The sequence below is a fragment of the Delftia sp. GW456-R20 genome (assembly GCF_001622915.1).
Lineage (GTDB): Bacteria > Pseudomonadota > Gammaproteobacteria > Burkholderiales > Burkholderiaceae_C > Comamonas > Comamonas acidovorans.
In genome coordinates, this window is record NZ_LWCN01000004.1 from 856,459 (window position 1) to 882,765 (window position 26,307).

Annotated in this window: 21 protein-coding genes and 1 pseudogene; 13 read left to right on the top strand and 9 right to left on the bottom strand. The window is 64.3% G+C overall.

What is annotated here, in order from left to right; translation table 11 throughout:
- The first annotated feature begins 220 nt into the window (after positions 1 to 220).
- Entirely contained in the window at positions 221 to 1,555 is a 1,335-nt protein-coding gene (locus A4F85_RS30495) for a hypothetical protein (RefSeq protein WP_156516990.1), read from the top strand.
- Positions 1,556 to 3,219: 1,664 nt separating this feature from the next.
- Here A4F85_RS30495 and A4F85_RS31410 read toward each other — a convergent pair.
- Entirely contained in the window at positions 3,220 to 3,774 is a 555-nt protein-coding gene (locus tag A4F85_RS31410) for a papain-like cysteine protease family protein (RefSeq protein WP_082848170.1), read from the bottom strand.
- A gap of 1,195 nt (positions 3,775 to 4,969) precedes the next feature.
- Between A4F85_RS31410 and A4F85_RS09285 the strand changes: the two genes are divergently transcribed.
- Positions 4,970 to 5,827, top strand: coding sequence for a hypothetical protein (locus tag A4F85_RS09285; RefSeq protein WP_063326403.1), 858 nt, complete (start codon positions 4,970 to 4,972; stop codon positions 5,825 to 5,827).
- Between the two features lie 835 nt (positions 5,828 to 6,662).
- Positions 6,663 to 7,849: pseudogene (locus A4F85_RS09290) on the top strand (IS481 family transposase).
- A 327-nt stretch (positions 7,850 to 8,176) separates the two neighbouring features.
- Here A4F85_RS09290 and A4F85_RS09295 read toward each other — a convergent pair.
- Positions 8,177 to 8,746, bottom strand: a complete 570-nt coding sequence (locus A4F85_RS09295) for a helix-turn-helix domain-containing protein (protein ID WP_026062195.1) — start codon at positions 8,744 to 8,746, stop codon at positions 8,177 to 8,179.
- Positions 8,747 to 8,760: 14 nt separating this feature from the next.
- Here A4F85_RS09295 and A4F85_RS09300 point away from each other — a divergent pair, with 14 nt between their 5' ends.
- A complete protein-coding gene (locus A4F85_RS09300; RefSeq protein WP_063326404.1) occupies positions 8,761 to 9,663 on the top strand; it encodes a DMT family transporter in 903 nt (300 codons plus the stop codon).
- Between the two features lie 655 nt (positions 9,664 to 10,318).
- Here the strand turns inward: A4F85_RS09300 and A4F85_RS31095 are convergent.
- Entirely contained in the window at positions 10,319 to 10,711 is a 393-nt protein-coding gene (locus tag A4F85_RS31095; RefSeq protein WP_231890510.1) for a hypothetical protein, read from the bottom strand.
- Between A4F85_RS31095 and A4F85_RS09305 the strand changes: the two genes are divergently transcribed.
- The 8 genes from A4F85_RS09305 to A4F85_RS09340 all read left to right on the top strand — a co-directional run bounded on the left by A4F85_RS09305 (position 10,703) and on the right by A4F85_RS09340 (position 19,905).
- Entirely contained in the window at positions 10,703 to 12,097 is a 1,395-nt protein-coding gene (locus A4F85_RS09305) for a hypothetical protein (protein WP_231890511.1), read from the top strand. The two genes, A4F85_RS31095 and A4F85_RS09305, sit on opposite strands and share 9 nt — an antisense overlap.
- 183 nt (positions 12,098 to 12,280) lie before the next feature.
- Complete coding sequence (locus A4F85_RS09310) at positions 12,281 to 13,012, top strand: type 1 glutamine amidotransferase (RefSeq protein ID WP_012205023.1); 732 nt, start codon at positions 12,281 to 12,283, stop codon at positions 13,010 to 13,012.
- 110 nt (positions 13,013 to 13,122) lie between these two features.
- Positions 13,123 to 13,932: a DeoR/GlpR family DNA-binding transcription regulator gene (locus A4F85_RS09315; protein ID WP_063326406.1), complete on the top strand. Its 810-nt coding sequence runs from the start codon at positions 13,123 to 13,125 to the stop codon at positions 13,930 to 13,932.
- A gap of 34 nt (positions 13,933 to 13,966) precedes the next feature.
- A complete protein-coding gene (locus tag A4F85_RS09320) occupies positions 13,967 to 14,893 on the top strand; it encodes a substrate-binding domain-containing protein (RefSeq protein WP_043823111.1) in 927 nt (308 codons plus the stop codon).
- Between the two features lie 20 nt (positions 14,894 to 14,913).
- Positions 14,914 to 16,470 carry a sugar ABC transporter ATP-binding protein gene (locus tag A4F85_RS09325; RefSeq protein WP_063326407.1) on the top strand — a complete coding sequence of 519 codons (1,557 nt, stop codon included), beginning with the start codon at positions 14,914 to 14,916 and terminating at the stop codon, positions 16,468 to 16,470.
- The gene (locus A4F85_RS09330; protein ID WP_063326408.1) at positions 16,467 to 17,513 is read left to right on the top strand and encodes an ABC transporter permease; all 1,047 of its coding nucleotides are present in this window, start codon (positions 16,467 to 16,469) and stop codon (positions 17,511 to 17,513) included. The genes A4F85_RS09325 and A4F85_RS09330 overlap by 4 nt, the downstream gene beginning before the upstream one ends.
- Positions 17,514 to 17,573: 60 nt before the next feature.
- Positions 17,574 to 18,545, top strand: coding sequence for a tagatose kinase (locus A4F85_RS09335; protein ID WP_063326409.1), 972 nt, complete (start codon positions 17,574 to 17,576; stop codon positions 18,543 to 18,545).
- Positions 18,546 to 18,549: 4 nt separating this feature from the next.
- On the top strand, positions 18,550 to 19,905 hold the full coding sequence (locus tag A4F85_RS09340; RefSeq protein ID WP_063326410.1) for a D-tagatose-bisphosphate aldolase, class II, non-catalytic subunit: 1,356 nt from the start codon (positions 18,550 to 18,552) through the stop codon (positions 19,903 to 19,905).
- On the opposite strand, the gene A4F85_RS09345 is transcribed toward A4F85_RS09340, so the two are convergent.
- Complete coding sequence (locus tag A4F85_RS09345; protein WP_063326411.1) at positions 19,880 to 20,797, bottom strand: LysR family transcriptional regulator; 918 nt, start codon at positions 20,795 to 20,797, stop codon at positions 19,880 to 19,882. The genes A4F85_RS09340 and A4F85_RS09345 overlap by 26 nt on opposite strands.
- Before the next feature lie 118 nt (positions 20,798 to 20,915).
- On the opposite strand from A4F85_RS09345, the gene A4F85_RS09350 reads away from it, so the two are divergent.
- Entirely contained in the window at positions 20,916 to 21,974 is a 1,059-nt protein-coding gene (locus A4F85_RS09350; protein WP_063326412.1) for a bile acid:sodium symporter family protein, read from the top strand.
- Between the two features lie 59 nt (positions 21,975 to 22,033).
- Here the strand turns inward: A4F85_RS09350 and A4F85_RS09355 are convergent, their stop codons facing one another.
- The 5 genes from A4F85_RS09355 to A4F85_RS09375 form a co-directional block, all read right to left on the bottom strand.
- Entirely contained in the window at positions 22,034 to 23,134 is a 1,101-nt protein-coding gene (locus A4F85_RS09355; RefSeq protein WP_016448086.1) for a DUF6817 domain-containing protein, read from the bottom strand.
- Complete coding sequence (locus tag A4F85_RS09360; RefSeq protein ID WP_063326413.1) at positions 23,131 to 23,661, bottom strand: cupin domain-containing protein; 531 nt, start codon at positions 23,659 to 23,661, stop codon at positions 23,131 to 23,133. Before A4F85_RS09360 ends, A4F85_RS09355 begins: the two co-directional genes overlap by 4 nt.
- A 4-nt stretch (positions 23,662 to 23,665) precedes the next feature.
- Positions 23,666 to 24,475, bottom strand: coding sequence for a MetQ/NlpA family ABC transporter substrate-binding protein (locus tag A4F85_RS09365; protein ID WP_063326414.1), 810 nt, complete (start codon positions 24,473 to 24,475; stop codon positions 23,666 to 23,668).
- 77 nt (positions 24,476 to 24,552) lie between these two features.
- The gene (locus A4F85_RS09370) at positions 24,553 to 25,218 is read right to left on the bottom strand and encodes a methionine ABC transporter permease (RefSeq protein WP_012205011.1); all 666 of its coding nucleotides are present in this window, start codon (positions 25,216 to 25,218) and stop codon (positions 24,553 to 24,555) included.
- Positions 25,219 to 25,221: 3 nt separating this feature from the next.
- Positions 25,222 to 26,268 (bottom strand): methionine ABC transporter ATP-binding protein, encoded by a 1,047-nt coding sequence (locus A4F85_RS09375; RefSeq protein WP_012205010.1) that lies wholly within the window; start codon positions 26,266 to 26,268, stop codon positions 25,222 to 25,224.
- Positions 26,269 to 26,307 lie beyond the last annotated feature (39 nt).

A 26,307-nucleotide genomic window follows, 5' to 3' on the forward strand; every position in this document is an offset into this window, starting at 1 on the left:
GGCATGCGCCACCTCGTTTAAAGCATGGCCGAACGACGGGTCGCGACAATCCATTGGTGTAGCAAATAATTCTTGGTGTTGCTTCCTGGGAAATTGAGCCTGAAGAACATTGCCAACTATGCAATTAATGGTAATATGATGCATGGTTGCGGAACATATAAACTTGAAATAGTTAGTAATTCTGCACAATGCCTATCACCTACAATCACTCTAGAAAACCATGCCCAATGAAAAAGAGCTTTACCGAATCGGCGTTTTGGCATTGAAGTCAGCGATGAAGCCTGAAGAATGGCTTGATAGACGAAAAAAATTTGAGCTTTGGCAGCAAGGCGCATCATCCAGTGAGAGTGACCCATATCCCGCAGCGATGAAGCCGAGTGACATATTCGGTTGGTACATTTTTGTTGGAGAACTGGCGCTGGAGGATAAGTACGCCCTAGATCCCAGTGAGGCTGCACGTGTATTGCCAGTCCTTACCGGGCTAGCTGAACGTTGGGGGTTCGCTTCACGTATAAAAGGGATGGATATCAAGCTGAGGGAGCTCGCGGGACCCAGGTGCGCGGAACCGGACAGCGGTTTCTTCGAAATTGCAGTCGCCCTAGCCTACGCTGAAAAGGGATTCGACGTCACCTTCATTCCGGAGGAGCCTGGTATTCGCAAGACGCCAGACCTGCATGTGACACGTGGGGACTTAGAGTTTTTCATCGAGTGCAAGCGCCAAGTGGCTCCAGGCGAGTACGGGCTTATCCAGAAGAAAAATTGGAAGCGGTTATGGGAGCCGCTGGAAAAACGGCTTGTCGAAATTGGAAACTCGGTTTGGTTGAAGATAGAGTTTCGTGTCGAGCTTTCCTCGATAGAAAGTTGCTACCTTGTTGAGCAAATTGAGCACAAGCTAGCAAATGTTGATGGAGAGATGGTGCTCCTCGACAACGAACTAATGAAGGTCGAGGCAAAGCCAGTACCGTTAGATCGAGTTGCAGCTCATCTTTCTGAAGCCTTTGTGAAGGTTCGAGGTACCCAAGAACGAAGTCTATTGGGTGAAGCATGGGCGCCCCCTCGTGCGTCGATGGAATCCACATGTATTGGTACAAGGATGAAACCTATTGCCTCGATGCCTGATTGGATTGCCAGAAGCTTTTGGGATACCATTAGCTTTGGTTGTGGAGCGACATGGAAATGTGTTGCGGAGCGGTCGATTGAGATGCAGGCCCGTGATGTAAAAGCACTTTTCTCCCGCGCTATCGAACAGCTGCCAATGGATAAGCTTGGTATTATTCATATAATGAGCGAAACACTTTCCGGCAATGACGTTGAAATACGTAGAACCAAAAAAATTGAAGAGAGTATTGCTGCATTTAGCATTAATCGTCCTGTGATCGGCCTTCTTTATCACCGAATCCAAACAGAAAGTCCGGTCAAGACTGTTTTCAATTTCGACGAGAGCGTCACTGACTTCTGGAGAGTTAAGGGCATCAAGAGCCAATTCCCATTATTCGTCTTTTTGCCTCGGGAGACATCAAAACGTGACGGCGGCCACTGGAATCATTACGAATAGTGATAGCTCTGCTATCAATTTGGGTATGAAAAATATCGGGGAACTGCATTTTGTAGAGGATCTTTAGCATTCATTGAGTGTCTGCAACGGGTCGCTAGCTGCTACACGAGAGCCCTTGGCAACCCGCGACGCTGCTGCACATCGGCCCTGAGCGCTTGCGCCTCGGCCGATAGCTCGCTCCTCCGCCTTGCTGGCCCAAAAATCTAAAGTACAGTGGCGCGTTTTCCGTACAGACGAAAGTACAGTGGCGCATCTCTCTAAAGATGGATGGCGCATGGCTTGCGAGGACGTGAGAAATCAACGAGTTATCTGCGTGACGCGCTGCGTCATCAGTGGCGTTCCACAGCGGCGAAGCGAGGCCTGCAGGAGCACACAGAACTGCCGGCGAAAGGCTGGCGCTGGACCGCCATGCAGCCTTGCGGGCTGTGTCCTGCCGTCGCATCGAGGGCGCCCCTGGCCGTGGGGCTGAGCGCACCCAAGATCAGCCAGCCGCGCAGAGGGACTGCCCTAGATCAGGCGCCAACGAGGATCGAAGCCTCGGCCGGTGACCTCTGTGGAGTCAGAGGGAGGGAAGCTCCGCCTTCGTGGCGCGATGACGGGGGAGCCTGACCAAGTCGGGCGCGGATGAGGAGCGAAACCTCTGGCGGTGACCTATGCGGGGTGGTTTCGAGTGCTCTGCCGCCCTGCGTCACTGGGGCGATGAGGTGTGAGCATCGTTTGGATGGCTCCAATCGAGCGCGAGTGACGCGCTCCAGGGGGCTTCGCGGCGCCCATGCCACCCGCTACAGAGAGGCTTATGCGAGGCACCATGGGGGCTGAGCAAATTGGAGAGGCTTGTCTTCGCGCAAGGTCCACTGTCAGCCAAGAAACGACTCTCGCCTAAATGGCTACGCAGCCAGTCGAACGGCATCTCCAAGGCTCGTAGCGGCTGTCTCGGAGACCCTCGTGTAGCCACGAACGACCGATGTGGTTAGGCACAGAAAGCTCCAAAGTTAGGATGATTTGATCTAGGCTGGAAATCTAGCCAAACCAGGAACCACTTGGGTTGTACGATATGAAGTCGTCCAACGAGACAAGCCGGTCTGCATCGGATGAGGCAGGCATCGAAGGAGACGCGCCGACGCTGATTTCAGGGAGTGGTAGAACTCGCCACCCTAAACTCTTCGGAAGTAGAAACCCGCAACGTCCAGTGCCTTTTATTTCAACAACCCGGAGTAATCTGACCTGGCGGTAGTCATTTACAAACCTGTCAACCTTATCGAGTGATCGCAAAAGATACATTGACGTTGTTTGGACCGGCCTTTGACCTTGGTCGCGAACTGAAATTCCAAGCCCAACCGTGAAGCTATGGCCTACAATAGCAATGTCGACGAACAGCATATACCGATTTGAAGGTCTGATTAGCCAACGCGCCCCCAATTTGCCTCGAAAGAATTGAAACCTGTCGGGAGCGGCGTCAATATGAAGTCGATCATCGAAAGGCTCACAATCCCAAATGCTACTTGCATAACGAAGTTTGGCCGAGCCGCCCGATTCCGGAGTATCCGCTAGCATTTGCAGCGCCCGTTCTGGATTGAGGCTTTGTAAAGCAAAGACTGCAGCGTCCTCAAAGAGTGCTTGCGGGTCGTAGTTAGCCGGCCAGGGCGGCATAGCGTGTTTTAATATCACCATTCAACCCTCCACGATTCCTTCCAAAAAGCCTTATATGGCATGTCAGTGACGCCAACCTGCGCAAGGTTCTCCGTCATCGGGTCTGCGAGGATATATGTATTGTCCTGAGTCTTGGTTGCTCGCCCCGTTCCTACAATCAATACAAAGTGCCCGACCGAATGACCGGGCCTGCTGAGGAATGCCATGACCGGGTGACCGTTTCCGATGGCTTGTCGAACTTCGTCTAGCGTGTAGGGAGCCCCCTTATATGCAACCTTTTTATACCCGAGGGCAATCCAGTCATCTCGAACAGCCGCTGTGCGACGCGGTCGGTTGCAACATTCTTGTGGAATCTGACATGAGGGAGACTGCGCCGCAGAACAGCGAACATAATGACACCAGCCGCTGGAAGGTGCAGCTTTTCGCCAGTTGTCCACCATCTTGTAGCAAGTCGCCCAGCAAACCATATCTGTCGGCTGTCGAATGACCGAAAAGCGAGGTAAGGTTTCCTCATGGCGCTGCAAAAGTAGTTTCCTTACTTTGCGCAAATCGAGTGACCAACGAAGCATAGTTTATGTTCCAATCTGGTATTGTCGCTTATATTCTAGCGCATCTTGACATCCTTTAATAACGGCGACTTGAGACGAGATGCTGCTTCAAGAAGCGCGCTTAAAAGGCTTGATAGTAGCGCAGACCATTAATCTCTCCATGAACAGCGTTTCGCTTTGGAGCACCACCGATAGGAAAATGGTCGTATCCACCGCAATGACCGACGGCTCCCCTGGGATGATCACTTGACTCATGGCCGTTGCACTTTGAGAAGGGCCGTCGACGTTTTGACATGCGCAAGTCCGATCAAAGTCAGTAGCAGCCATACAAGAGCCCATGGCAACCCGCGACGCCGCACCACATCCGCCCTGAGCGCTTGCGCCTCGGTCGAAAGCTCGCTCCTCAGCCTTGCTGGCAAAAAAACTAAAGTACAGTGGCGCGTTTTCCGTACAGACGAAAGTACAGTGGCGCATCTCTCTAAAGATCAATGGCGCATGGCTTGCGAGGACGCGAGAAATCAACGAGTTATCTGCGTGACGCGCTGCGCGTTCAGTGGCGTTCCGCAGCCACTACACATTAGTTTTTCCGCCACTGATCTTTAGTTTTTTCGGGTCGAGCCCGCGCTGGCCAGCGGCGACGCGCGGCCTTCAGGAGCCCACAGAACTTCCGCCGAGAGGCTGGCGTTGAATTGCCATGCAGCCTTGCGGGGGCCCTAACCTCACATCGAGGGCGCCCCTGGCCGAGGGGCTGAGCGCACCCAAGATCAGCCAGCCGTGCAGAGTGACTGCCCTAGTTCAGCCGCGAACGAGGACCGAAGCCTCGGCTGGTGACCTCTGTGGAGTCAGAGGTAGGGAAGCTCCGCCTTCGTGGCCATGACGTGGGAGCCTGACCAGGTCGGGCGCGGATGAGGAGTGAAGCCTCTAGCGAGGAACTATGCGGGCGGGGTTGAGCGCTCGGCCGCCCTGCCTCACTGGCGCGATAAGGGGTGAGAATCGTTTGGATGGCTCAAATCGAGCCTGAGTGACGCGCTCCCGGGGACTTCGCGGCCACCATGCCGCCCGCTACAGAGAGGCTTATGCGAGACACGAGGGGCGCTTAGCGCCCCGTAGAAAGGCTTGCCTTCGCACAAGTGCAACTGTCGGCCACGAGGCGGCGTTCGCGAGCGACCGGCTCGGAGTGCCTCAGAATCGGGCGACGCCCAACAATGGAAAAGCGATGAATCGAAACCAGTACTTGGTCGGCGAGGTAGCGAGTTTTCGGGACTGGCTCGCGCTAAGCCTACAAGGGCAACCGGTGCCCTTCACGGTCGGGCACCGTCACTATGCGAGTCTGCCGGCAGCGATGAACGCCTACGCATGGCCATTGAGAGCCAAAGCCGGTCTGCCAAACCCGCACAATGGCTACCCGTACGTCCATCCCATCGTGCCGCCACTTGCCACCGGCGCAACCCTGGCGAACAACGCGGCGGTGCTGGACGCGCTGCAACATGCCTTGCGCAGGGCATTCCGTGACGAGCACACCCTTGCGCTCGCAGGAGCGGTTGCGGGAATCCTTCACTGGGGAGGGGTCTACACGACCACGCCAAATGGCGGAAACAAGCCATGGTTGGCGCGCCACCACGCGAACCTGCACGCGCTCTTGACCGCCGTGGTCCTTGACCATGCTAACGGCGACGACGTGAGCACAGTGGAGGGCCTTCGGTTCAATGCCGGAATGACCAAGGTGTATGCATTGCTGATCGATGACTTCATCATCTACGACAGCCGAGTGGCGGCGTCTTTAACGTGGCTTGCGAATCACTGGTGGACGAACGTCAGAAACTTGCTGCAGGTTAACTTACCGACTCATCTCCGGTTTGGAACTTTGCCGGCGAATGGCGGTGCCCACGGTCACCGCAATGCGGCTCCCGGAATCTTTCCCGGGATCACCCGAGCGGAGGTTCACTACACCTGGAACGTGCGGGCCAATTGGTTGCTGTCTGACGCACTGCTCCATGCCGGCCAGGCGAGCCAGTTCGCAACGCTGCGCGAGATTGAGGCTGCGCTTTTCCAGATGGGCGAGCGGGTCATGTAGGTATGAGCGACCGAGAGCTGGGGTCGCGGTCACTTTCGACTCGCAATCTAAGAGGGACAAGCGTCGAGTTGAAGAATGCGCTCGATTGGGGTGCTCGCGTAGACCTTTCTTCCGCGTTGCGGCAGCCAATAGAAGAGGAAAGATTCCGCTTTGGGTCGGTTGCTGCCACACAAGAGCCCGCCGCGCATCAGCCCTGAGCGCCTGCGCCTCGGCCGATAGCTCGCTCCTCAGCCTTCCTGTCCAAAAAATCTAAAGTACAGTGGCGCGTTTTCCGTACAGACGAAAGTACAGTGGCGCATCTCTCTAAAGATCGATGACGCATGGCTTACGAAGACTTGAAAAATCAACGACTTAGCTGCGCAACACGCCGTTTGTTAAAGGGCCTTCCGCAACGGCGCACCTGCAAGGTCGGCAGCATTCCATCGCCGGTGTATGGGAGACAAGGCGCAGTTGTTCAGAGGGACGGCCGCAAGGGTGCATAGGCTGGGGCGAGGCGGGTCACCAAACCGTCGCCTGTGGCAATCCATGCCTCGTTGCGCCCAGCCGCTGCGCATCTATGATCGCCACGAAGAATCGTTTTCTTCCTGCATCCGTTCACGGGCTGCACTCTCTCCATGCGCAGATCCTCTCGCCGACAGCTTCCCTCGCCCGCCCGCACGGTACCGGGCACCGTGCCCGGCGTTTTGCAGCGCTTGGCTTTCTGGAGCCTCATTGCAATCTTGGCGTGCGCCACAGGGGTACGACTCACACTCATAGGTGACACATCAGTACAAGGACATGGGTAACAGATCCAAGCTTGGCAGCTGTAGCCAACAGCAGCCAAGGAGCGATCACCATGCCCTGGAAGGAGTGCGCACCCATGGACGAGAAACTGCTCTTCATAGCCGACCATCTGCGCAGTGGCGTGTCGCTGAGCGAGCTGTGCAGGCGCTACGGCATCAGCCGCAAGACGGCCTACAAGTGGGTTGAGCGTTACCGCCAACTGGGCATGGATGGATTGCAAGAGCGCAGTCGCAGGCCCCACGGGAACAATCAGGCGATCAGCTATGCACAGCGCCGGGCCATCATTGAGCTGCGCACGCAGCAAAGGTCACAGATGGGGCCCAAGAAGCTGCACGCTTTGCTCCTGCAGCGTTGGGGCCCACAGGAGACACCCAGCAAAACCACCATCTACAACGTGCTGAAGGCTGAGGGGCTTGTTTGCAGCAGGCGTGTACGCAGACGCTCGGTGCCTACGGCCCAGCCCTTGCGAACGAGCAAGCAGCCCAATGGGGTGTGGAGTGCAGACTACAAAGGCCAGTTCAAGACAGCCGATGGTCACTGGTGCTATCCATTGACCATCATGGACCACGCCAGCCGCTATTTGCTGGCCGTGCATGTCTACGACAGCCCCAACTACGAGGATGCCAAACGCAGCTTTGAACAGGTGTTTCGGCAATACGGACTGCCCGAGCGCATACGCAGTGACAACGGTCCGCCGTTCGCGACTACTGGCGTGGCGGGCCTGTCACGCCTGGCGATATGGTGGATAAGGCTGGGCATCAGGCCGGAGCGCATCGAGAGGGGCAAGCCACAGCAAAACGGCCGCCACGAGCGGATGCACCGCACGCTCAAGCATGCCCTGGGCAAAGAGCCTGCGGCGGACAAAGCGGCATTGCAGATGCAGCTCGATGCCTTTGTGGAGCACTACAACCAGCAGCGCCCGCATGAGGCCTTGCAGCAAAGCATGCCGGCCCAGCATTACAGCGACTCGGCCAGGCCATACCCCTCAAAGCTACCCGAGCTGCAGTACCCGAAGCATTGGGAACGAGTTCGAGTCAGCCACAACGGCCTGATTTACTGGCGAGCGCTGCGGGTCTACATCGGCTACCTGCTGGCGGGGCAGTGGATCGGGATGCAGGAAGTGGCCGCTGGCCAGTGGGATGTGTATCTGGGCCGGTGCGACTGGGCTGCTTCAACGAAGAGGATGTGCGAGGACCCCAGAAGGACTATGTGAGCTTGAAGTGTTACCCATGTCTGTGAGCTGAGTTGTTACCCATGTCCTTGACACGTACACAGGCACCATTTCCGTGGCACATCCGGCTGCCACGGCACCCACCATCACTGCTTTGGTCAGTTGCGGAGCATGGTCGAACAACCGCGAGAAAACCAGACTGCAGACGCTTGCCGCTGCCCGCAACGGCGAGCCGATCTGCGGCTTTGCCCGTTCCTTTGATTTGCGCAGCACAGATCCTTTGGTGGTCCGCGCTGTGTATGCACGGCTTCAGTCTGAAGCGACACCGCAGGCTGCCGCACTTCACTGGCGACAGTGCCTTGCCCAAAGCACGGCACAGACCGCTGCAGCGCCCCTCAGGAAATCACATTCCGGATGAACCGCGTCACACCTTCGTGCAGGTTCACGTAGGCGTAGTCCTGGGCGCTGCCGTAGATGGCGTAGTCGCCGGCCTCGATGGTCATGGGGCCCTCGCTCAGGTCCACCAGCAGGCGGCCTTCGACCACGACGATCATCTCGTGCCAGCCTTCCGGGTCGGGTTCGGCCTGGTAGCGTTCGCCGGGGCCCAGGGACCAGGACCACAGTTGGGCCTCGCGCGTGGCGGGCACGCTGCCCAGCAGCATGGCCTGGCTTTCGGGCCGGGTGCCGCGCCAGGCCATGGCGTCCATGCGCAGGCGCTGCGCGGCCGGGTCGCTGACGATTTCTATGAAGCTGGCGCCCAGCGCGTCGGCCAGCCGGTCCAGGCTGGACAGGCTGATGTTGGTGTCGCCGCCTTCCAGCTGCACGACCATGCGCCGGCTCAGGCCTGCGGCCTCGGCCAGGGCCGCCTGGCTCAGTCCTGCACGCTGGCGCAGGCGGCGCAGGTTTTCGCTGACGAAAGCCAGGACATCGGAGCGCTCGCCAGCGCTGTGCAATATATTTCTCATATGATCTGCGCAATATGTTGCACACGTCATCTTCTCACAGTTCGCGCACGCCGCTGCTCAGCCGGCAGGAGCTTGCCCTGATCGCCGTCACCATGGTCTGGGGCGGCACCTTTCTCGTGGTCCACCTGGCCATGCAGCACAGCGGGCCGCTGTTCTTTGTGGGCCTGCGCTTTGTCACGGCGGGTCTGATCGGGCTGCTGGTGTTCCGCAAGGCCATGGCCGGGCTCACGCGCACCGAGCTGGTGGCGGGCATCGCCATCGGTGCCAGCATCTTCCTGGGCTATGGCCTGCAGACCTTCGGGCTGCAGACCATCAGCAGCAGCAAGTCGGCGTTTCTGACGGCGCTGTATGTGCCGCTGGTGCCTCTTGTGCAATGGCTGGTGATGGGCAAGCCGCCGCGCCTGATGAGCTGGATAGGCATTGGCCTGGCCTTCACGGGCCTGATGCTGGTGGCGGGACCTGAGTCCGGCGGCATGGAGTTGAACGTGGGCGAGATGGCAACCATGCTGAGCACGCTGGCCATTGCGGCCGAGGTGCTGATGATCGGGCATTTCGCGGGCAAGGTCGATGCGCGGCGCGTGACCACGGTGCAGTTGCTGGCGGCCGGCGTCATGGCGCTGCTGGCCATGCCGGTGGCGGGCGAATCCGTGCCCGATTTCTCCTGGGTCTGGCTGTCCGCCGCGGCGGCCATGGCCTGCGCCAGCATCCTGATCCAGCTGACCATGAACTGGGCCCAGAAGTCCCTGTCGCCCACGCGTGCGACCGTGATCTATGCCAGCGAGCCGGTCTGGGCCGGCATCGTGGGGCGCATGGCCGGCGACCGGCTGCCGGGGCTGGCAATTCTGGGGGCCGCGCTGATCGTGGGCGGGGTGCTGGTCAGCGAGCTGCGCCTGGGCAGGCAAACACCCAAGCCGTAACTCCCCCCGGATGCGGCCCCCGGCGTGCTGGGCCGCACCTGTCCAACCCTGCGGCAAGGCCACAGGCGAATTGCTGCGCAGGACAAATCGCGGGGGCATGCCAGGCGCCTTGAAAGCCCGGCCAGGACACTTCTCAGAAGCTCTTGAAAAACGGTATTTTCATAATCAATCAGAAACATCCGAGATCAAATAAGCTATTCCTAGGATAAATCCCATTTCCCCAATAATCCTAGGACGACTCTGAAAATCCGATTTTCATCAAAAAGATCATTACAAAACGCAATCAACCCTTTAGATTCCGCTTTTGAAAACAGGCAAGCCATTCATCGGCTTGATGGTCATTCAATTCAGGAACTCATGAAAGGGCGATGGCATGCAAAAGCGTGGCGCGGGAAATCGACGGAAATTGGCCGGCTTTACGGCGGCAATGGCAGTCAGCTGCACAATCGTTTTGGGGACGGGTGGCACCGCATGGGCCGCCTCGGCAGGGGAAGGTCGCGGCTATGCGCTGGAAGTGAAGGCCGGCGTTTCATTGGTAGGCCTCGGGCTGGATATCCCGCTGGTAGATACCGGACTGCAAAGTGCGCCGCCGGCGTTCAATGTCTCCGGGAAAATGCTTGCTGCAGACATCGGGAGCGCCAAAGATAGCTTGATTTCATTGAAGGCGGGTGTGCTCTCGGCAAGCACCGGGAGCTCGCTGGCGCAAAACCGCGTCGAAACAACCGCAGGCATCAGTGACATCAACCTGTCCATCGCTGGCGTCGTGGCCATCAAGGCTGATGTGCTGCAGTCCCAAGTGCAGGCAACCTGCGTCAATGGCGCCGTCCAGCCCACCGGGGCCGCGACCATCGAGAACCTGAGCATCTCCGTGCTCGGTATCCCTGTCCCAATTCCACTGAATCCATCCCCCAATACTGGACTGAATACCGGAATCCTGGAAATCGTATTCAATGAGCAAACTCCCGTGGATGGGGGAATGGAAGTCAATGCCCTGCGCATTGGCGCGAAAATACCCACCCTCGCCGACGTCAACCTCGTCTTGGGCCATTCGCAAGCCTCGCTTGCCGACTGCGCCGCAGCGCAAGGGGATACCACGCCACCTGCGGTAGACATCACCACGTCCCCGGTGATCAATGCAGACAACCAGGAGGCCTACATCGTCGCAGGCAGTTGCACCGCGGGCGATGGCAATGTGAAGGTGACCATCGGCACGGCCCCGAAGTTCGTGACCATGACGACGGCCTGCAATGCAGCCGGAGCCTGGACGGCACCGGCTGCCAATGTGGCCAGCCTGCCCCTGGGTCCGGTGGACATCACGGCCACCCAGACCGATGCGGCCGGCAACACCGGCACGCGAAGTGTCATCACCACCAAGACCACGGCCGCAGCCACGGACACGACGGCACCCCTGGTCGCGGTGGACAACGCAGCCGCGATCAATGCCGGCAATGAGCACGGCTACACCGTCTCGGGCACCTGCACGGCCGGCGATGGCGATGTCAGGGTGCGCATCGGCACGGCGCCCAACTCCGTGGAAGCCATCGCAGCGTGCGGCAGCAACGGCCAATGGACCACTGCCGCCACCGACCTGGGCGGGCTGCCTGCGGGCACGGTGCCCATCCAGGCAAGCCAGACCGATGCGGCTGGCAATACAGGGACCGCCAATGTCTCCGTCACCAAGGCAGACACCACGCTGCCTGTGGTCACAGTGGGCACCCCGCCCCAGATCAATGCCGGCAACCAAGGCGCCTACATCCTCTCTGGCACCTGCACAGTCGGCGCAGGCAACGTCACGGTGACCATAGGCACGGCGCCCAACGCGGTGGTGGCCACTGCGCCCTGCGACAGCAATGGCGATTGGACCATCCCCGCCACCGACGTGAGCGCACTGCCTGCGGGCACGGTGGGCATCCATGTGGCTCAGACCAATGCCGCCGGCAATTCGGGCACGGCCGATGCCACGGTCACCAAGGTCGATACCACGCCGCCCACCACGCCCTCGGTCACGGTGGTGAATCCTCCCCCGATTGACGCGGGCAACCAGGGCGGCTACATCCTCTCTGGCACCTGCACGGCCGGCGGCGGCAGCGTGACGGTGACCATCGGCACGGCACCCAAGGCCGTGGTGGTGACCGTGCCCTGCGATGGCAATGGCCACTGGACCACTCCTGCCACAGACGTGAGCGGCCTGCCCAAGGGATCGGTGACCATCACGGTCACCCAGACCCAGGCGACGGGCGATGTCGACTCAAGCACGGCGACCACCACCAAGACCACGCCTGGCGCGGGCGATGTCCCAGGCAGCGACTCCGTCGCAGCCATCCCCGTGGGCGGGGCCTGGGCCTCTCTGCTCCTGCTGGGCGCGGCGGCGCTGGGACTGCGCCGCCGTGGCAGGCAGCCGGGCCCGCAGCGCTCCGGGCGGCACCACGATTGACGGAGTTGCCACCATCAAAGGCGCCACGGCCGTGGCGCCTTTTTGCGTTGGGCCTGCGCAAGGCATGAGGCGGCCTTGATGCGGCCTTGATGGCGTTGTGCGCAAACACAATCCGCCCTTGAGGCAGCCGTCCCTAGAGTCAAGGCCTCACAACAAATGGCTTCCCGATGAAGCCGCGCCGCCATGAGACCTGTCGCCATCCTCCAGCACGAATCCGCCCAGGGCCCTGGCGTTCTGCGTGAACACCTGGAGCAGCAGTGCATTCCCTACCGACTGTTGCAGCCCGCCCTCGATGGCACAGCCCCTGTGCACGCCGCCGATTACAGCGGCATCGTGGTGCTGGGCAGCAACCACAGCGTGAACGAGGGCCTGCCGTGGATGGAGGATGAACAGGCCCTGCTGGCCGATGCGCTGCGCAGCGACATCCCCGTGCTCGGCCACTGCTTTGGCGCACAGATGCTGGCGCGTGCCATGGGCGCCAGGGTCTGGCGCAACCCCTGCCCCAACATTGGCTGGAGCCGCATCTGGGTGACGGCCGCCGCCCAGCAGGTCATGGACCTGCCGCGCGAGGCGACGATCTTCCATTGGCACTACGACACCTTCGAGATCCCGCGCGGCGCCGTGCGCACCATGTACGGCAGCCACTGCCTGAACAAGGGCTTTCGCCACGGCCGGCACTGGGCCTTCCAGGGCCACATGGAAGTGACCGCCGCCAGCGTGGCTGCCTGGTGCACCGAAGGCCATGACGAGTTGCTGCGCGCACGCGGCCCTGCGGCGCAGACCGAGAGCGAGATCCTGCGCCACCTGGACCTGCGCATTCCCGTGCTGAACGCCCTGGCCCACCGGACCTACCGGGCCTGGACGGCACAGTTGCAGCGCCCGGTGGTCGTGAACCTGGGCGTGGCCAGCCGATAGCCCTCCCCGAAGCGGACGCCCCGGTGAATACCCGGGGAGCGCTTGACGTGGCGTTTGCACGCAGGGAAACTTTCGATACGAAATAAAAAACTTTCGAATCGAAAGAATCTATGCAGGACCAAGGCAACAGTTCACTCAAGCGCAGGCTGCAGATCGTGGAGCTGGCGCGCAAGACCGACGAGGTGCGGGTGGAGGCGCTGAGCGTGCTCTTCGGCGTCTCCACCGTCACCATCCGCAACGACCTGCACTACCTTGAGCAGCAAGGCTATGTGGTGCGCGCCTTCGGCAAGGCGCGCTACAACCCGGCCCTGCTCAAGACGGCCGCCGAGCTGCCCGGCGCCCCTGCCGCCGCGCAAGGCCCGGCGCAGGCCCAGGTGGCCCAGGGCGCGCTGGGCTGGATCGAGGACGACGCCTCGGTCTTCCTGGGCAGCGGCCGCATCACCCACCGCGTGCTGCCGTTGCTGGCCAGCCGCCAGGGCATTGCGCTGACGCTGCACGACCTGGCCATGGTGGCGACGGCGCGGCAGTTTCTCGATTGCGCCATCCACGTCACGGGCGGCACGCTGGCCGGCGACGAGCCCGGCCTCATCGGCCCCGGGGCAGAAGCGGGTCTGCGGGCCCGGCCGCTGGACATCTGCCTGTTCGAGATCTGCGGCATCGACGACCGCAACCGCCTGCTGTGCCGCGACCCGGGCGCGGCTCGCCTGTATTCGGCAGCCGTGGAGCACAGCACCAAGGCCGTGGCGCTGGCCCTGGATCTGGACAGCACCACGGGCGGGCACCCGGTCTGCGACATCGCCCAGATCGACGGCCTGTGCGCCCACCAGGACATGGAGCCGGGCGCCTTCGATCTGCTGGCGCACCACCGGCTGCAGGCCACCCGCAAGGCCGAGGGCCGCATCGAATTCGCCAGAACCTGAGCTTTTCCACAACGACAGAGGGAGGGAGACAGCCATGGACCGCAACACGTTTCTCCGGCGCATGCTGGCCGGCGCATTCACATTCGGCCTGCCGGCCAGCCCGGCGCTTGCACAGCCGGGCCCCGGCCCCAGCCCTGCCCGCACCATCGGCGTGTCCCTGCTCACGCAGCAGCACCCGTTCTACCTGGAACTGGCCCAGGCCATGCAGCAGGAAGCCGCGCGGCAGGGGCTGAAGCTGGACCTGAGCATTGCCAACCAGGACCTGGGCAAGCAGATCTCCGATGTGGAGGACTTCGTCAGCAAGAAGGTGGATGCCATCATCCTGTCGCCCGTGGATTCACGCGGCGTGAAGGCCGCCGTGCTCAAGGCTGCCGCCGCCCGCATTCCCGTGATCACCGTGGACATTGCCGCCAGCGGGGTCGAGGTCGCATCGCACGTGGCCACCGACAACCGCGCCGGCGGCGTGCTGGCCGGCCAGCTCATGGGCCGCGCCACGGGCGGCAAGGGCCAGATCGGCGTGCTGCACTACCCGTCCATACAGTCCGTGGTCGATCGCGTGGAGGGTTTCAAGGCCGCCATCGCCACCTTTCCCGGCATGAAGATCGTCTCCGTGCAGCCGGGCATCACGCGGGCCGAGGCCCTGGCCGCTTCGCAGAACATGCTGCAGGCCCACCCCGACCTGGCAGGCATCTTCGGGTTTGGCGACGATGCGGCCCTGGCTGCACTGGCCAGCGTCAAGGGCGCAAGAAAGCTGGAGCAGGTCAAGATCGTCGGCTTTGACGGCATGGCCGAGGCGCGCGCGGCCGTGGACCGGGAGCCAGCCTTCGTGGGCGTGATCCGCCAGTACCCCGACCAGCTGGGACTGCAAGCCGTGGCCATTGCCGCGCAGCTGCTGCAGGGCAAGCCGGTGGAAAAATTCCACCCTGTGCTGCCCGGCGTGTACACGGCTGCCGCCAGGTAAATGGACCTGCGGAGCCCGCCATGCCAGGCCCCACTGCACACAGCCACCCAGGCCGTGCCATGCTCGACGCCGTTGCGCCGCCCCCCATGCTCGAGGCCCGGGCGCTGGCCAAATCCTTCGGCGCCGTGCAGGCGCTCAAAGGCGTTTCCTTCCGCCTGCGCGCAGGCACGGTGCACACGCTGCTGGGCGAGAACGGGGCCGGCAAATCCACCCTGCTCAAGATCCTGGCCGGCGTGCACCGGCCCGATGGCGGCCAGTTGCTGATCGAGGGCACCAGCACCGAGCTGGCCAGCCCCGCCGATGCGCAGCGCCACGGCATCGCCATCGTTCACCAGGAGCTGAGCCTGGCGCCCAACCTCAGCGTGGCGGACAACCTGTTTGCCGCGCGCCTCCCGCAGCGGGCCGGCTGCGTGGACCGCCGCGCACTGCGCCGCGACGCCGCCGCGCTGCTGGCCCGCCTGGGCATGGACCTGGACCCCAACGCGCAGGTGGCCGAACTGTCGCTGGCCCAGCGCCAGCTGGTGGAGATCGCCAAGGCGCTGTGCCAGCCCTCGCGCATCGTCATCATGGATGAGCCCACGTCCTCGCTCAGCGACAGCGAGGCGCAGATTCTCTTCACCCTCATCGCCCGCCTCAAGGCCGAGGGGCGCGCCATCATCTACGTCTCGCACCGCATGGACGAGATCATGCGCATCTCCGACGAGATCACCGTCATGCGCGATGGCAGCTCCATCTGCACCCTGGCGCGGGACGAAACCGACATCGGGGCGCTGATCGCGCTCATGGTGGGGCGCCAGATGCAGGACATCTATCCGCCGCGCGGCCCCGCCCCTGACCGCAGCACGCGCGCCCTGCTCCAGGTGCGCGGCCTGGGCCTGGCCGGGCGCTTCGAAGGCATTGACTTCGAGGTCCACGCGGGCGAGATCGTGGGCTTCTTCGGGCTGGTGGGCTCGGGCCGGTCCGATGTCATGGATGCGCTGTTCGGCATGCACCGCTGCACGGGCAGCATCCTCATGCACGGCCGGCCGCTGCGCCTGCGCTCGCCGGCCGACGCCATTGGCCAGGGCATGGCCTTCGTGACCGAGAACCGCAAGGAGCAAGGCCTGGTGCTGGACCAGTCCGTGCAGCACAACATCTGCATGGTGCAGGTGCACAGCGGGCGCGGCGGCGCACTGCTCACCGACGAGGCGGCCGAGCAATCGCTGGCCCGCGCCTGCGTGCAGCGGCTGAAGATACGCGTTGCCGGCCTGCACCAGCCCGTGCGCCAGTTGTCGGGCGGCAACCAGCAAAAGATCGTGTTCGCCAAATGGCTGGCCATGCGCCCCCGGCTGCTGGTGCTGGACGAGCCCACGCGCGGCATTGACGTGGGCGCGAAGTTCGAGATCTATGCCCTGATCCGCGAGCTGGCAGCGGCCGGCACGGCCGTCATCCTGGTGTCGTCGGAACTGCCCGAGGCACTGGCCCTGAGCGACCGGCTGCTGGTCATGCGCAACAAGCGCCTCGTCCAGAGCCTGGACACCCTCCATCTGCGCCAGGAGACCGTGATGGCGCACGCCACCGGAGCAGGACTGCCATGACCCCTTCCGAACTGAGCATTACCGCGTCTGGCTCCTCCAATGCCTCCGACGCCGCCGACGCCGCCGAAAGCATCCCGGACAGCCAGGAAACATCGCGAGACGGCTTGCGAGCTGGCTGGCGATCGCTGCGGCGCCACGCCGGCACCCTCATGGGCCTGGCCGCCCTGGTGCTGCTGTTCTCCCTGCTGTCGCCGGCCTTTCTGACGGGCGGCAACCTGCGCAACGTGCTGCTGCAGGTGTCCATCATCGCCATCGTGGCCTTCGGCATGACCTATGTGCTGCTGCTGGGCGAGATCGACCTCTCTGTGGGATCGGTGGTCGCCCTGGCCGGCAGCGTGGCCGGCCTGATGCTGGGCCAGGGCCTGGCGCCCGCCCTGGTGCTGCCTGCCGTGCTGCTGTGCGGCCTGCTGCTGGGGGCACTCAACGGCTCGCTGTCGGCGCTGCTGCATCTGCCGTCCTTCATCGTGACGGTGGCGACCATGGGCATCTTCCGGGGTCTGGCCTATATCGTCTCGGGCGGCATGCCGGCGCCGGTGGACAACGAGGCCTTTCTGTGGATCGGCAACGGCGAATGGCTGGGCATGCCCGTGCCCATCTGGATCCTGGCCGCACTGCTGGCCGCCAACCACTTCGTGCTGGCCCGTACCGTCTTTGGCCGCAAGACCTATCTGGCAGGCGGCAATGCAGAGGCGGCCACCTATGCGGGCATACGGGTGGGGCGGCTCAAGATCGCCATCTTCATGCTGTCGGGGCTGATGGCGGCCGTGGGGGGCCTGCTGCTCACCTCGCGCCTGTACTCGGCCCAGCCCAACGCGGCCATGGGCTGGGAGCTGGACGCCATTGCCGCCGCCGTGCTGGGCGGCACGCGCCTGGCCGGAGGCCACGGCAGCGTTGCGGGCACCTTGATAGGGGCGCTGATGATCGGCGTCATCAACAACGGCATGAACCTGATGAGCGTGCCCTACTTCTATCAGCTCATCGTCAAGGGCAGCGTGATTCTGGTGGCCGTGTGCATCGATGTGCACAGCAGGCGCAGGCGCTGACGCATGGGCCGGCGGTGCAGCGAACGGCGCACGGGATTTGATTCCAAAGGGAGGGAGAGCATGCAATCCATCATGACCATGGGCGAGATCCTCGTCGAAATCATGGCCGAGCGAAAAGGCCAGAGCTTTCGCGCGCCGGGGCCGCTGGCCGGGCCCTATGCCAGCGGGGCGCCCGCCATCTTCATCGACCAGGTGGCCCGGCTGGGGCATCCGGCCGCCATCATCGGCTGCGTGGGCGATGATGACTTTGGCTGGCTCAACATCGACCGCCTGCGCCGCGACGGCGTGGACACCAGCGCCATCGCCGTGTGCAAGGGCGCCGTCACGGGCAGCGCCTTCGTCACCTACCGCGACAGCGGCGAGCGCGACTTCATCTTCAACATCACCAACAGCGCCTCGGCACAGCTGCAGCCCGAGCAGGTCAACCAGGCCGTGCTCAAGGACTGCGCGCACTTCCATGTCATGGGCTCGTCGCTGTTCTCGTTTCGCATCATCGATGCCATGAAGAAGGCCATCGAGATCGTCAAGGCCCAGGGCGGCACCGTGTCCTTCGACCCGAACGTGCGCAAGGAGATGCTGCGCATCCCCGAAATGCGCGAAGCCCTGGCCTACATCCTGGAGTTCACCGACATCTTCCTGCCCAGCGGCCACGAGGTCACCCAGCTGGCCCGCTCGGCCGACGAGGCCGGCGCCATCGCCGAGATCTTTGCGCGCGGTGTGCGCGAAATCGTGGTCAAGCGCGGCGCCGACGGCTGCAGCTACTTCAGTGCCGACGACGAGCGCATCGACCTCGACGCCCTTGCCGTGGACGTGGCCGACCCCACGGGTGCGGGCGACTGCTTCGGCGCCACCTTCATCGCCTGCCGGCGCATGGGCAAGACCGCGCTGCAATCGCTGCGCTACGCCAATGCGGCCGGCGCGCTGGCCGTCGCCAGCAAGGGGCCGATGGAGGGCACATCCGGCTTTGCCGGGCTAGACGCGCTGCTGGCACAACAGCCGCAGCACCTGCGGCATGCGGTGATGGAGGGCTGAAGCCATGCCGGCCCATCTCACCCACTTCACCCGCCTGGCGCAGTCACGCTCCACGCAAACGCCAGCAGCCGCAGGCGATGCGCGCGCAACAGGCAACTCACTCGGCATCTACTCCATCTGCTCGGCCCATCCCCTGGTCATCGAGGCCGCCATGCACCAGGCGCTGGACGACGGCACGCCCCTGCTGGTGGAAGCCACCGCCAACCAGGTCAACCAGTTCGGCGGCTACACCGGCATGCAGCCCGCCGACTTCCGCCGCTTCGTGCTGGCCATCGCCCACCGCGTCGGCCTGCCGCCAGACCGCGTGCTGCTGGGCGGCGACCACCTGGGCCCCACGGCGTGGACGCACCTGCCTGCCGCCGAGGCCATGGACCTGGCGCAGGACCTGGTACACGCCTATGCGGCGGCCGGCTTCGTGAAGCTGCACCTGGACGCCAGCATGGCCTGCGCAGACGACCCCCAGGCGCTGGACGACGCAACCGTGGCCCGCCGCGCTGCCCTGCTCTGCCAGGCGGCCGAGCGCGGCAGCACCTGCCCGGCGCCCGGCCCCGTCTACGTGATCGGCACCGAAGTGCCCGTGCCCGGCGGCGCCGCGCATGCGCTGGAGCATGTGCAAGTCACTGCCCGCGCCGACGCCCAGCGCACGCTGCAGGTGCACCGTGAAGTCTTCGCGCAACAGGGGCTGGACCCCGTCTGGCCGCGCATCATTGCCATGGTGGTCCAGCCCGGGGTGGAGTTCGATCACACGCGCGTGGTGGACTACGCGCCCGGCGAAGCGGCCGACCTCAAGCAGTTGCTGCGCCAGCACCCGCAACTGGTCTTCGAAGCCCACTCCACCGACTACCAGCGGCCCGAGGCCCTGCGCCAGCTGGTGCAGGACGGCTTTGCCATCCTCAAGGTCGGCCCCGGCGCCACCTTTGCGCTGCGCGAGGTGCTGTTCGCGCTGGCCTCCATCGAAGAGCAGCTCATCGACGCGCACCAGCGCTCCCACCTGCCCGCCGTGCTGGAGTCCGCCATGCTGGGCCGCCCCGCCAGCTGGGAGCGCTACTACCGCGGCGAGCAGCCCGATCCCGGCGCCCAAAGGCTGCTGCGCATCTACAGCTACAGCGACCGCATCCGCTACTACTGGGCCGACCCCACGGTGAACGCCGCCGTGGCGCGGCTGCTGGACAACCTGTCCGCCTGCACCCTGCCCGAGAACATGCTCAGCCAGTTCCTCCCCGCCCAATACCAGGCCGTGCGCGCCGGGCGGCTGGCCCCCTCGCCCCACGCGCTGGTGCTGGACCGCGTGCGCGAGGCGATCAGGCCGTATGCGGCGGCTTGTGGCCACAGCCTCACAGCTGCCCCGCCTCCCCCCTGATCAAATCCCACACGCTTTGCGCCACGGGCGACAGTTCGCGCTGGCGGCGGCGCACCAGCATGATGTCGCGCTGCACGCGCGGCAGCAGGGGACGGCTTGCGAGGGCGTCGGGGGTGGTGGCGCCACTCGCGGGAGTTCGCCATTCCTGCGGCACGGCCAGTTCCGGCACCACGCTCAGGCCCAGGCCCGCCTGGAGCATGCAGAAGATGGTGGTGGTGTGGCCGACTTCCTGGACCACGGCGGCCTCGGCGTCGTGGGCCTGCAGCGCGGCGTCGATCAGGCGGCGGCTGCCCGAGGCGTGGTCCAGCAGTACCAGCGGCTGGCCGGCCAGGTCGCTCCAGGCCACCTGACGCTTGCGGGCCAGCCGGTGCGTGGCCGGGCAGACCAGGCAAAAGGGCTCGCTGAGTATGGTTTCGCAGTGCAGGTCATCGCGGCCCTGCGGGTCGATGACCACGCCGAAGTCCACCTCGCCGCTGCGCACGCTTTGCAGCACGTCGCTCTGGATGCGGTCCAGCAGCAGCAGCTCGATGCCCGGCGCCTGCTCGCGGCAGCGCGCAATGCAGCGCGGCATCAGATGCGCCGACAGCGTGGGGCTGCTGGCCACGCGCACCTTGCCCAGGCGCTGGGTGGCCAGGCCGCTGACTTCGAGCAGGCATTCATCCAGCGCATCCAGCACGCGCGTGGCATGGCCTTGCAGCAGGCGGCCGGCGTCGGTCAGCTCCACCTCGCGCGTGGTGCGGTGCAAAAGCTGCACGCCCAGGGCCTGCTCCAGCTCGGTGACATTGCGGCTGACGGCGGGCTGGGTCAGCGCCATCAGCTCGCCCGCGCGGCTGAAGTTGCGGCTTTCCGCCACGGCCAGGAAGGCGCGCAGCTGGCGCAGGCTGATATTCATACGAAAAAATTATAAAACCATCAGATAAATCCATTTCTCTTTTCAATGGACGTGGCGTCCAATCGGGGCCTTGCAGCCTGGCTGCACGAACCGATAGTTAGTTGGAGAGAGTTTTCCCATGGCACGCCCCCGCTTCGCCCCTGACAATTTCACGCTGATGCTGCTGTCCACCGTGGCACTGGCCAGCTTCCTGCCCGCCTCGGGCGCCGTCTCGCAATGGCTGGAGGTGGCGACCACGCTCATGGTCAGCCTGCTGTTCTTCCTGCACGGCGCCAAGCTCTCGCGCGAGGCCATCTTTGCCGGCATAGGCCACTGGCGCCTGCACCTGACCATCTTCGCAGCCACCTTCGTGCTCTTTCCCCTGCTGGGCTGGGCGCTGCGCCCCGTGCTGGAGCCCCTGGTCACGCCCGAGATGTACATGGGCGTGCTCTTTCTGTGCACGCTGCCGGCCACGGTGCAGTCGGCCATCGCCTTCACGGCCATGGCGCGCGGCAACATGCCCGCTGCCGTGTGCAGCGCATCGGCCTCCACGCTGATGGGCATCGTGATCACGCCCATCCTGGTCAGCATGCTGCTGCACAAGAGCGCCGAAGGGGGCGACGCGCTGCAGGCCATCGGCAAGATCGCGCTGCAGCTGCTGCTGCCCTTTGTGCTGGGCCACCTGCTGCGGCCCGTGATCGGCGGCTTCATCTCGCGCCATGCCAAGCGCGTGAAGTTCGTGGACCAGGGCTCCATCCTGCTGGTGGTGTACACGGCCTTCAGCGCCGCCGTCATCAGCGGCCTGTGGCAGCAGACGCCCCTGCCTGCGCTGCTGGGCCTGCTGCTGCTGTCGTCCATCCTGCTGGCCCTGGTGCTGGTCATCACGTCGTGGACGGCGCGCCGCCTGGGCTTTTCCAAGGAGGACGAGATCACACTGGTGTTCTGCGGCTCCAAGAAGAGCCTGGTCAGCGGCGTGCCCATGGCCAAGGTGCTGTTCGAGTCCAGTGCCGTGGGCGCCATCGTGCTGCCGCTGATGGTCTTCCACCAGCTGCAGCTCATGGTCTGCGCCGTGCTGGCCCAGCGCTATGCACGCCGGCCCATGCACCCCGAGGCGATCGAGGACGGCGCCGCGCCCGCCAGCGCTGCGCCCGCCAGCGCTGCGCCGGCCGCCAAGGCCGAAACGGCGCCAGCCAAATAAGGCGCGGGCGCGTTCCCATCACAAAAAAGCCTGGCTCTCGCGCCAGGCTTTTTTGCATCTCAGCCCTTCAGGGCCAGGTTGTTGAGCTTGTCCAGGCGCTCGGGCCAGCTTCCCTGCTGCGCCGACTGCAGCAGGATGCGCGTCCAGGCGATCCAGGCGTCCCACTGCACGCGCTTGTCCCAGGCATTGCCCCAGCCGCTGAAGCACTGCAGCGCGCTGGCGGCTGCGCGCGCGGCGTCGTCGGCGCGGCCGGCAGACAGGTAGAGCTGGGCCAGCACCATCTGCGGCTCGCCCACCCAGGGGTTCAGGCGCACGGCGCTTTCCAGCACGGCCGTGGCGGCGTCCAGGTCCACCAGCGGCTGGTCCAACTGGATCACCGACCAGTACAGCGACACGGCAGCGGCCTCGTCGCCGGGCGAAAGCTGCCGGCTGCAATGGTCGAACACCGGCGGCAGCGGCAGCTGGGCGCGCAGCGCCGGGTGCTGCAGCGCACGGCCCAGGTCGCTGATCTGGCTGAGCATGCGGCTGGCAGGCCGCATGGGACCGGGCCACAGCGAGGCCGCCCAGTGCACGCCCTGCTGCCGCTGGTTCTGCACCTGCGGAAACTGCGAATAGATGTCTTCCTGCCAGCTGAACCACTGCTCCATGGCATCGGCCATGCTCACGATGGTGAAGGCCGCCACTTCATAGGCACTCAGGCGCTGGCTGCGGCCGGCGGATTCCAGCGCCATGGAGCCGTCTTCGGCCAGGTCGCCGGCCAGGATCTTCTGCATGAACTGCGTGCGGCTCATGGTGCAGAACAGGTAGACCAGGTGCTCGGCGCCCTCGCCCACCAGCTCGCGCAGGCGGCCGCGCTCGCTGCCCGCATCGAACTTGACCAGGTCCACGAAGGCGTTGCCGTAGACGCTGTGCAGCAGGCCCAGCAGGCGCACGTCGCGCGGCTGGCGCCACAGCGCCAGCGAACGCGCCACGCCCGCCAGGTGGTGGCGGAAGGTGCCGGCCTTGTGCCAGTCCTGGCCCACGCCGCGCGCCAGCACCACGGGCAGCACGGGGGCGAGGTCGGCATCCTTGGCCAGCCATTCCTCGTCCAGCAGGTCCTGGGCGCGCGTGAACAGCGCCTCGTCAAGTGTCTGGAACAGTGTCGGGACAGGCAGGCTCATGCAGGCACCTCCATGGCAGCGGCGGGCCGCTGGGTATATTGCGCCACCCAGCCCGCCGTATCGGCGAACAGGCGCAGCGCCTTGATGCGCCGCGTGGCGGTCAGCGTGAAGCGGTGCTCCACGCCGGCCGGTATGCGCAGGTAGTCGCCGGGCTGCACGCGCAGCACGCGCTCTTGGCCGCCGGCATCGAAGAAGCCGAACAGGCCTTCGCCTTCGAGGATGTAGCGCACCTCGTCATCGGCATGGGTGTGGGGCTTGTCGAAGCGCTCCAGCGCCTCGTCCAGGCCCGGCGTGCCTGGGTGCAGCACGACCAGATCCATGCTGTGGTAGCCATGGGCCACGCATTCGTCGACCACCAGCATGCCCACGGCCTGGACCACGGTGGCCTTGCCGCCGTCGTCCAGCTGGGCCTGTGCCAGCAGCGCGGCCAGGCCGGGCTCGGGCACCAGCGGACGGTGCTGCCATTGCACGCCGATGCCGGCCACGAAGTCCGCGTCGGAAACCCGGTGGGATGCGAGGCTGCCCATGCTCTTACCAGGCCGCCGTGTAGGCGCCCTTGAACTGCGTGTCGATGAACTGGCGCACCTCGGGCGATTGGTAGGCCTTGACGAAGGCCTGCAGGCCCGCGTCCTTTTCATGGCCGGCGCGCGTGGCGATCAGCACGGTCACATAGGGCGTGTCCGTGGCTTCCAGCGCCAGCGAATCCTTTTGCGGCGACAGGCCTGCGGCCACGGCATAGCTGCTGTTGACGGCGGCGGCGTCCAGGTCATCCAGCGAGCGCGCCAGCTGGGCGGCCTCCAACTCGACGAACCTCAGCTTCTTCGGATTGGCCGTGATGTCCAGCACCGAGGCACGCGCGCCCGCGCCGGTCTTCAGTTCGATCAGCTTCTGCGCAGCCAGCACCATCAGTGCGCGCGAGCCATTGGTGGGGTCGTTGGGGATGCCCACGCGCGCACCGCTCTTGAGGTCGGCCAGGCTTTTGATCTTCTTGGAGTACACGCCCATCTGCTGGTTGACCGCACGGGCCACGGGCACGAGCTTGTAGCCACGGTCCTTGTTCTGGGCGTCCATGAAGGGCTGGTGCTGGTAGATGTTGGCATCCAGCTCGCCCTGCGACAGGGCAGCGTTGGGCTGGATGAAGTCGCCGAACTCGACCAGCTTCACCTTCAGGCCGTTCTTCTCGGCCACCTTCCTGGCCACCTCGGCGATCTGGGCATGCGGGCCCGAGGTCACGCCGATGGTGACCGAGCCGTCGGCCGCATGGGACGGCAGCGCGGCCATTCCCGCCAGCGGCAGGACGGCGGCCAGGGCCAGCGATTGAAGCAATGCGCGCTTTTTCATGGAATCCCTCTTTCAGACAATCTCGCGGCAGCTTGCCGCCCCGGCCGCGCCAGCCGCACCGGCCGCCGGGGTGTGGATCAGCGGTGGCTGAGCCTGCGCACCGCCCAGTCGCCCAGGCTCTGGATGGCCTGCACGAAGAAGATCAGGATGATGACCACGGCCAGCATCACGTCGGGCAAAAAGCGCTGGTAGCCGTAGCGGATGCCCAGGTCGCCCAGGCCGCCGCCGCCAATGGCGCCGGCCATGGCCGAGTAGCCGGTCAGGCTCACGAAGCTGATGGTCAGGCCCGCCACGATGCCGGGCAGCGCCTCGGGCAGCAGGATCTTCCAGACGATCTGGCCCGTGGTGGCGCCCATGGACTGGGCCGCTTCCACCAGGCCGTTGTCCACCTCGCGCAGCGCGGTCTCCACCAGGCGCGCCACGAAAGGCGCTGCCGCAATGGTCAGCGGCACCACGGCTGCCCAGGTGCCGATGGACGAGCCCGTGATCAGACGCGTCAGCGGGATGATGGCCACCAGCAGGATGATGAAGGGGGTGGAGCGCAGGGCATTGACGATCCAGCCCACGATCTTGTTGGCCGGGCCGTTCTGCAGCACGCCGCCGTGGTCGGTCAGGCGCAGGAACACACCCAGGGGAATGCCGATCAGACCACCCACCAGGCCCGAGACGCCGACCATGATGATGGTCTCCCACAGCGAGCTGACGAACAGCTCCAGCATCATTTCCGAAAAATTCTCAAACATCGCTCAATCCCTGGTGGAAACGATCTGCACCTGCACGCCGGTGGCGCGCAGATGGTCCACGGCGGCATCGATCTTTGCCGCGTCGCCGCTGGCGAAGACAGCCAGCGAGCCGAAGGTCTGCTCCTGGATCTCGTCGATCTGGCCATGCAGGATGGACAGGTCCAGCCCCAGCTCGCGGATCAGGTGCGACAGGATGGGCTGGTAGGCGCTCTCGCCCGCATACGACAGGCGCAGCAGCCGGCCTTGCTGGCCCGGCGCCAGCTGGGCGGCCAGCGCGTTCACGCGCACGGCCACCGACTCGGGCAGTTGCTGGGGAACGATCTCGTCGATGAGGCTGCGCGTGATGGCCTGCTGCGGGCGCGTGAACACGTCGATCACGGGGCCCAGCTCGGCAATCTCGCCGCCGTCGATCACGGCCACGCGGTCGGCGATCTGCTTGATCACCTGCATCTGGTGCGTGATCAGCACCACGGTCAGGCCCAGCTCGCGGTTGACCTTGCGCAGCAGGTCCAGGATGGAGCGCGTGGTCTCGGGGTCCAGGGCCGAGGTGGCCTCGTCCGACAGCAGCACCTTGGGGTGGCTGGCCAGCGCGCGCGCAATGCCCACGCGCTGCTTTTGCCCGCCCGAGATCTGCGCCGGATAGCGGTCGCGCAGCGCGCTCAGGCCCACCAGGTCCAGCAGCGGGTCCACGCGCTTCTTGATGTCGTCGGCCGACATGCCCGCCATCTCCAGCGGCAGCGCGGCGTTGTCGAACACCGTGCGCGAGGACAGCAGGTTGAAATGCTGGAACACCATGCCGATGTCGCGGCGCGCCGTGCGCAGCTCGGCATCGCTGAGCTGCATCAGGTCACGGCCGCCCACCAGCACCTGGCCCGAGGTCGGGCGGTTGAGCAGGTTCAGGCAGCGCACCAGCGAGCTTTTGCCCGCGCCGCTGCGGCCGATGATGCCGAACACCTCGCCCGACTCGATCTGCAGGTTGATGCCCCGCAAGGCATGGACGGGCCCGGTGGGGCCCTTGTAGGTCAGGGAAAGATCCCGAATCTCGATCATGAAAAAACGCCGCGGCGCAGGACGGCCTGGGGACGCCGC